Origin of the sequence: Pseudoalteromonas sp. T1lg122, from assembly GCF_002964825.1 — a bacterium.
Lineage (GTDB): Bacteria > Pseudomonadota > Gammaproteobacteria > Enterobacterales > Alteromonadaceae > Pseudoalteromonas > Pseudoalteromonas gelatinilytica.
The window spans coordinates 71035-77252 of the sequence record NZ_PQCG01000034.1 but is presented as its reverse complement, the minus strand read 5'-3'; the positions used below and the strand labels follow the sequence as shown (position 1 = coordinate 77252).

Here is a 6218-nt window from a genome sequence, read left to right as displayed (position 1 = left end):
TTGGCTCCCCCTCCCCGACTCGAACGGGGGACCTGCGGATTAACAGTCCGTCGCTCTAACCAACTGAGCTAAGGGGGAAACGTTTATGATTGAAAAACTTGGCTCCCCCTCCCCGACTCGAACGGGGGACCTGCGGATTAACAGTCCGTCGCTCTAACCAACTGAGCTAAGGGGGAAGCGTCATGCCTTTCAACGGGGCGAAATATTAATGACAGCATTGCAAAGTGTCAACATAAAAACTTCATAAATTCAAAAAAGAAGCTTATTCGATGTTTTTATGTTCGATCTGAGCAAAATGTAGCTGAAAAGCTCAACATTTTTTGCTTAGCAGCGGGGGATCTATGTCGAAAGCTTGGCTTTTTTGCATGCTTTTTGAGCAGTGGTACGTTTTTTAAAAATATAAAAAAGTTTCTTTGCATAGATATTCTTTACCAAATCGAGGAAATTACTATTAATGTAATGTTTTTTTCTCATCGTCAAAATCAAATCTAATTCTTTTTATTAGGGATCAACAGTCGCCGTTTTTTTCGAACAATTGACTTTATTGGGCATGCAAAAGTCCGTGTAATTTTTTAGGAAAAGTGAAATATACCCTTCACGGCATTGCTGGAATTTTATTTTTAATAATTTATATCAATGGGTTAGTATCCTAAGCCGTTCTAATCTTTTCTTGTCATAGTTAACTTTGCATAGCGGTAGAACAATTTTTGCGCGTTCTTTTCGAGAAACTTATAAAAGGGTTAAAACAACAGGCTTTGGTATTCTTAGTATTAAGTGATAAACACCCGCCTTAAAAGCCTTTATATTTGCGGCTTCTAGAGAGTTATCCACGGTTTCTGTGGATAACTCTGTTTATTAAACTTTAAGAACAGCTATGGTGCTAGGATTTTCGAGGGCTACAGCAATTTCAAGTATTTAATTCATTTTTTTTAATTATTTAAAAATCAAGGGGTTATTGTTTTTATCTGAAGCCTTGCTGAATTGATGAGTAAATTTATTCGTGACGATGAAATGGCGCTATTTATTGTGTAAAAAAACAGCGATAGCTGCCTTTTAATTGTAACAAAGCTATTAAACTTGTTTTTATATTGTTTTTTATAGGGGTTGGCCGTTATTTTTATGTCAAAGCGTCAAAAGTAATAGTTTTGTGTATGAATTTTGATTCTGTTAATAAAGCATAGCTTGCAAGGGAAGGATGCTTTAAACTTACAGGTTCAGAAAAAGAGGCAAAGTATTCCCATGAGCGTGAAACCGCAGAGCAAAACTAAACCTGATCTTTTAAACTCACCCATTCTGCCAACCTTGAAAAAAATGACCATTCCTATGATCTTCGGAATGATCACTCTGATGATGTTTAATTTGGTTGATACCTTCTTCATTAGTTTATTAGGCACCGAACCTCTTGCTGCTGTCAGTTTTACCTTTCCTGTAACCTTTACTGTAATTAGCCTTGCAATCGGCTTAGGGATAGGCACTTCAGCCGTGATAGCCAGAGCTCTCGGTAGCGATAAATTAGATGAAGCACGCTTTGATGCTAGCATGTCGTTACTGGTGTCGGTGGTGATGGTGTTTAGTCTTTCTGTGGTGGGCTATCTATTAATAGAGCCTATCTTTAAGTTATTAGGTGCAGGTGAACAAGTCTTGCCGCTTATCCACGACTATATGAGTGTGTGGTTCTTAGGGAGTGTATTTTTAATTACCCCTATGGTTGGCAACTCAGTGCTCAGAGCCAGTGGTGATACCAAAACACCGAGTATTGTCATGGGGGGAGCGGGGCTCATTAATGCCATCTTAGACCCTATGCTTATTTTTGGATTTGGGCCTATTCCTGCCCTAGGTATTCAAGGTGCTGCGATTGCCAGTGTTATTGCATGGTCAGTTGCGGTGGTTATTATTTTATACATTCTTGCGGTAAAAAATGGCTTATTAAGCCTGCATTCTGGTATGCAAACACCGCTTAGTTCGATTCGTAAAATTCTTAAAATTGGTTTGCCTGCGGCTGGTGCAAATATGCTGACACCTATTGCCATGGCGGTCATGACAGCATTAGTGGCTAAACATGGTCCTGAAGCGGTTGCGGCGTTTGGTGTAGGTAGTCGCATTGAATCTATCGCAAGCCTTGTGGTGCTTGCGTTATCAATGACCTTACCGCCATTTGTGAGTCAAAACTTTGGGGCAGGTAAGTTTGAACGAGTGAAAGAAGCCTACACAAAAACCCTGAAATTCGTGATGATTTGGCAGTTCGCTATTTATATAGTGTTGCTATTAGCCTCAGGCTTTATTGCTGATGTGTTTGGTAAAGAGCAAGCGGTAATGGATGTGATTAAGTTATTCATTTATATCTTACCGCTAAGCTATGGCTTACAAGGGGTGATTATTTTATCTAATTCTTCATTTAATGCCCTGCATAAACCAATGAATGCACTGATTTTAAGTGTGGTACGCCTGTTTGTTTTTTATGTTCCTTTTGCTTATATAGGCAGTGAATTTGCGGGCTTGAGTGGTTTATTTATTGGCGCTGCGATTGGTAACTTATTTACTGCAACCTTAGCTTATAAGTGGTTTATTAAAGAAGTTGATGGATTAAGCGAGTCATATATGAAGGAGTGCCATTCATGAGCGACCATTTCCAGCTAGTTTCAAAATTTCAGCCAAATGGCGACCAGCCAACGGCCATTGCACAATTAAAAGAGGGTCTAGAGGCCGGCCTTGCGCATCAAACATTATTAGGGGCTACGGGAACGGGTAAAACCTTCACCATGGCGAATATCATTAATGATTTGAATCGACCAACCATTATCATGGCGCACAACAAAACACTCGCTGCACAGCTTTACGGTGAAATGAAGGAATTTTTTCCTCATAATGCGGTTGAGTATTTTGTATCTTATTACGATTATTACCAGCCAGAAGCCTATGTTGTTGCCAGCGACACCTTCATTGAAAAAGACGCTTCCATCAATGAACACATTGAGCAAATGCGTTTAAGTGCCACTAAAGCGCTACTAGAACGACGTGATACCATCATTGTGGCATCGGTGTCTGCTATTTATGGTTTGGGCGACCCTGATTCATATATGAAGATGATGCTATTGCTGAAAGTGGGTGAAACCGTTAATCAGCGCGATATGCTGCGTCGTCTTGCTGAGCTGCAATATACTCGAAACGATATTGAATTTAGCCGCGGTACTTACCGTGTACGTGGCGAAGTGGTCGATATATTTCCTGCTGAATCGGATACTTACGCAGTTCGTGTCGAGATGTTTGACGATGAAATTGAACGCTTAAGTATTTTTGACCCGCTTACAGGAGCCGTTGAAAAGCACATTGTACGCGCGACTATTTATCCGAAAACGCACTATGTAACACCCCGTGAAAAAATTCTCGATGCCATTGATAAAATTAAAGATGAGCTTAAAGACCGCCGAGCTCAGTTACTCAGTGCCAACAAACTTGTAGAAGAGCAACGTATTGCTCAGCGCACCCAATACGATATTGAAATGATGACCGAGCTTGGTTATTGCTCAGGCATCGAAAACTACTCGCGTTACTTATCGGGTAGAACACCGGGCGATCCGCCGCCGACATTGCTTGATTACTTACCCGATGATGCATTAATGATTATTGATGAATCACACGTTACTGTGTCACAAATTGGTGCCATGTATAAAGGCGATAGAAGCCGTAAAGAAAACCTTGTTGAGTATGGTTTTCGCTTGCCATCGGCATTAGATAATCGCCCTTTACGCTTTGAAGAATTTGAAGCCATCGCACCGCAAACTATTTATGTGTCGGCAACACCTGGTGACTTTGAGCTTGAGCGCTCATCAGGGGAGGTTGCAGAGCAGGTCATTCGTCCAACCGGGCTTATTGACCCTGAAATCGAAGTGCGCCCTGTGGGCACCCAAGTTGATGATTTACTATCAGAAATATATAAACGAGTTGAAGTGAACGAACGGGTACTTGTGACCACTTTAACTAAGCGTATGGCAGAAGATTTAACTGACTATCTCAACGACCATGACGTAAAAGTGCGCTATTTGCACTCAGACATCGACACTGTTGAACGGGTTGAAATTATCCGTGATTTACGTGCTGGTGTATTTGATGTGTTAGTGGGCATTAACTTATTGCGAGAAGGTCTCGACATGCCAGAAGTGTCACTAGTGGCGATACTTGATGCCGATAAAGAAGGTTTCTTACGTTCGACTCGTTCGCTTATACAAACAATAGGACGTGCCGCTCGTCACTTAAATGGTAAAGCAATTCTGTATGGCGACCGCATCACTAATTCAATGCGACAAGCCATTGATGAAACAGACCGCCGCCGCGAAAAACAACAAGCTTATAACCTTGAACATGGTATTGAGCCACAAGCGCTGGTGAAAAGTATCACCGACATTATGGATGTGGGCGAAGAAGCAAGTCCTAAAGACAACCTTAAAGTGGTGCGTAAAGAGTCTAAGAAAGTGCTCAGTGCAAAAGATATTGCCAGCCAAATCAAAGCCCTTGAAGCGAAAATGCATGCCTATGCCAGCGATCTTGAGTTTGAAAAAGCGGCGTCTGTGCGTGATGAAATTCACGAATTACAACAACAGTTAATTAATTAAAGATGATGACAAACGATTTTTCTGCCATTTTAAATGCCTTAGCAGAGGCTCCTCTTGCTGCAAATGAACTATGCCGTGTATTTCATGGCCGTGGCCACTCAGTGGCTGAGCTGAGTCACATTAACGTAGACTTTTATCCGCCAGCACTCTTTTTAGTTTCGTACGAAGAAATAGATGAACAGATACTAGCACAGTTAACGGATACCCTGTGGCAATGGGCGCAAGAGAATGCCCCAGAGCTTGTGAGTGCATTGGTTTACCAGCAGCGCAGCGGCATTAACACCCGTAATGCGCTTATGTTTGGTGAATTACCGCAAGAGCATTTAGTGAGTGAAAATGGCATTAAGTTTAAAGTCGATTTATTGAGTCGCCAAAATACCGGGATTTTCCCTGATATGCGCCGTGGCCGTGAGTTTGTTCAAGCCAATAGTAAAAATGCAAAAGTGCTCAACCTATTTTCATATACATGTGGCTTCTCTGTTGCAGCAATGCAGGGTGGGGCAGACCAAGTTATAAATATGGACATGAATAAAGGTGTGCTGCGCACGGGTAAACAAAATCATCAGCTAAATGGTTTTGATCAAGGTGTGAGTTATTTCCCGCACGATATTTTAAAATCATTTGGTAAGCTAAAAAAATCAGCGCCCTATGAATTGATCATCGTTGATCCACCGAGCTTTCAAAAGGGCAGCTTTATTTTGACTAAGGATTATCAAAAAATTCTACGTCGTTTACCTGAGCTTTTGAATGAAAACACCCAGTTATTACTGTGTGCCAATAGCCCTGAGCTTTCAGAGCAGGCGTTTAAAGATCTCATTAGCGATCATACGCAAGGAGCAATTAGTTTTGTTGAGCGACTAGCTCCTACAGATGGCTTTGTTGAGATAGACAGTGATCGCAGCTTAAAAGCGTTAGTTTATAAAACAGTAAACTAATGGCACTGAGTAAACGACTATCAGCCATCGTTGATGTGGTTGATTCAAGTTATGACGAGATCTGGGATTGTTGCTGCGATCACGGTTTGTTAGGGATTGAGCTTTTACAGCAAGATAAAGCACCGCTTATACATTTTGTTGATATTGTGCCTGAGTTGATGCAGGCACTAAATGATAAACTTGAACGTTTTGCCACAAGTGAGCAACGCGGTCGTTGGCAGGTACATTGCCAAGATGTGGCAATGATTACACCAGACCCACAAAAACGCCACCTAGTTATTATTGCTGGGGTGGGCGGAGAGTTGTTAGTGCAGTTCTTAGAGAAGATTGTCAGTCAACAGCCAAATACGCATATCGACTTTATTGTTTGCCCGGTGCATCACAGTTATCAAGTTCGCAGCTATTTACAAACACTGGCATTGGGGCTCATCTCTGAGCAGTTGGTGTGTGAAAACAAACGCTTTTATGAAATCATTGCCATGAGTGCGTCATCTTCGCAGCCGATCACGCGAGTCGGGCAGAAAATGTGGCAGCTGACAAGTAAAGAGCACCAAACGTATTTAAAGCAGTTATGTGCTCATTACCAACGTATGTTAAATCAAGACGCCGATTATTATCAGCCTGTGCTTGAACAATACAGTGCATTATTATCTTAATTAGAGCTAACTTAATT

At 41.6% G+C, this 6218-nt stretch carries 4 protein-coding genes and 2 tRNA genes; 4 read left to right on the top strand and 2 right to left on the bottom strand.

The genetic code is table 11. The features are described from left to right. Position 1 precedes the first annotated feature (1 nt). A tRNA-Asn gene (locus tag C2M33_RS18405) sits at positions 2 to 78 on the bottom strand. 21 nt (positions 79 to 99) lie between these two features. Then, positions 100 to 176: transfer RNA gene (locus tag C2M33_RS18400), tRNA-Asn, on the bottom strand. A 1063-nt stretch (positions 177 to 1239) separates the two neighbouring features. Here C2M33_RS18400 and C2M33_RS18395 point away from each other — a divergent pair. From C2M33_RS18395 to C2M33_RS18380, 4 genes are read left to right on the top strand one after another with little or no spacing between them, the layout of a single operon-like run. Beyond that, on the top strand, positions 1240 to 2619 hold the full coding sequence (locus C2M33_RS18395) for an MATE family efflux transporter (RefSeq protein WP_105175128.1): 1380 nt from the start codon (positions 1240 to 1242) through the stop codon (positions 2617 to 2619). Then, complete coding sequence (gene uvrB / locus C2M33_RS18390; RefSeq protein WP_105175127.1) at positions 2616 to 4610, top strand: excinuclease ABC subunit UvrB; 1995 nt, start codon at positions 2616 to 2618, stop codon at positions 4608 to 4610. Before C2M33_RS18395 ends, uvrB begins: the two co-directional genes overlap by 4 nt. Positions 4611 to 4615: 5 nt before the next feature. After that, positions 4616 to 5545, top strand: a complete 930-nt coding sequence (locus C2M33_RS18385; RefSeq protein ID WP_105175126.1) for a class I SAM-dependent methyltransferase — start codon at positions 4616 to 4618, stop codon at positions 5543 to 5545. Continuing rightward, positions 5545 to 6201 carry a tRNA (adenine(22)-N(1))-methyltransferase gene (locus C2M33_RS18380; protein ID WP_105175125.1) on the top strand — a complete coding sequence of 219 codons (657 nt, stop codon included), beginning with the start codon at positions 5545 to 5547 and terminating at the stop codon, positions 6199 to 6201. The genes C2M33_RS18385 and C2M33_RS18380 overlap by 1 nt, the downstream gene beginning before the upstream one ends. The last annotated feature ends 17 nt before the right edge of the window (positions 6202 to 6218 follow it).

Bases quoted from the DNA above. Each gene is read 5' to 3' on its own strand.
- C2M33_RS18395 (WP_105175128.1), top strand. From the start codon at position 1,240: ATGAGCGTGAAACCGCAGAGCAAAACTAAACCTGATCTTTTAAACTCA.
- uvrB (WP_105175127.1), top strand. From the start codon at position 2,616: ATGAGCGACCATTTCCAGCTAGTTTCAAAATTTCAGCCAAATGGCGAC.
- C2M33_RS18385 (WP_105175126.1), top strand. From the start codon at position 4,616: ATGACAAACGATTTTTCTGCCATTTTAAATGCCTTAGCAGAGGCTCCT.
- C2M33_RS18380 (WP_105175125.1), top strand. From the start codon at position 5,545: ATGGCACTGAGTAAACGACTATCAGCCATCGTTGATGTGGTTGATTCA.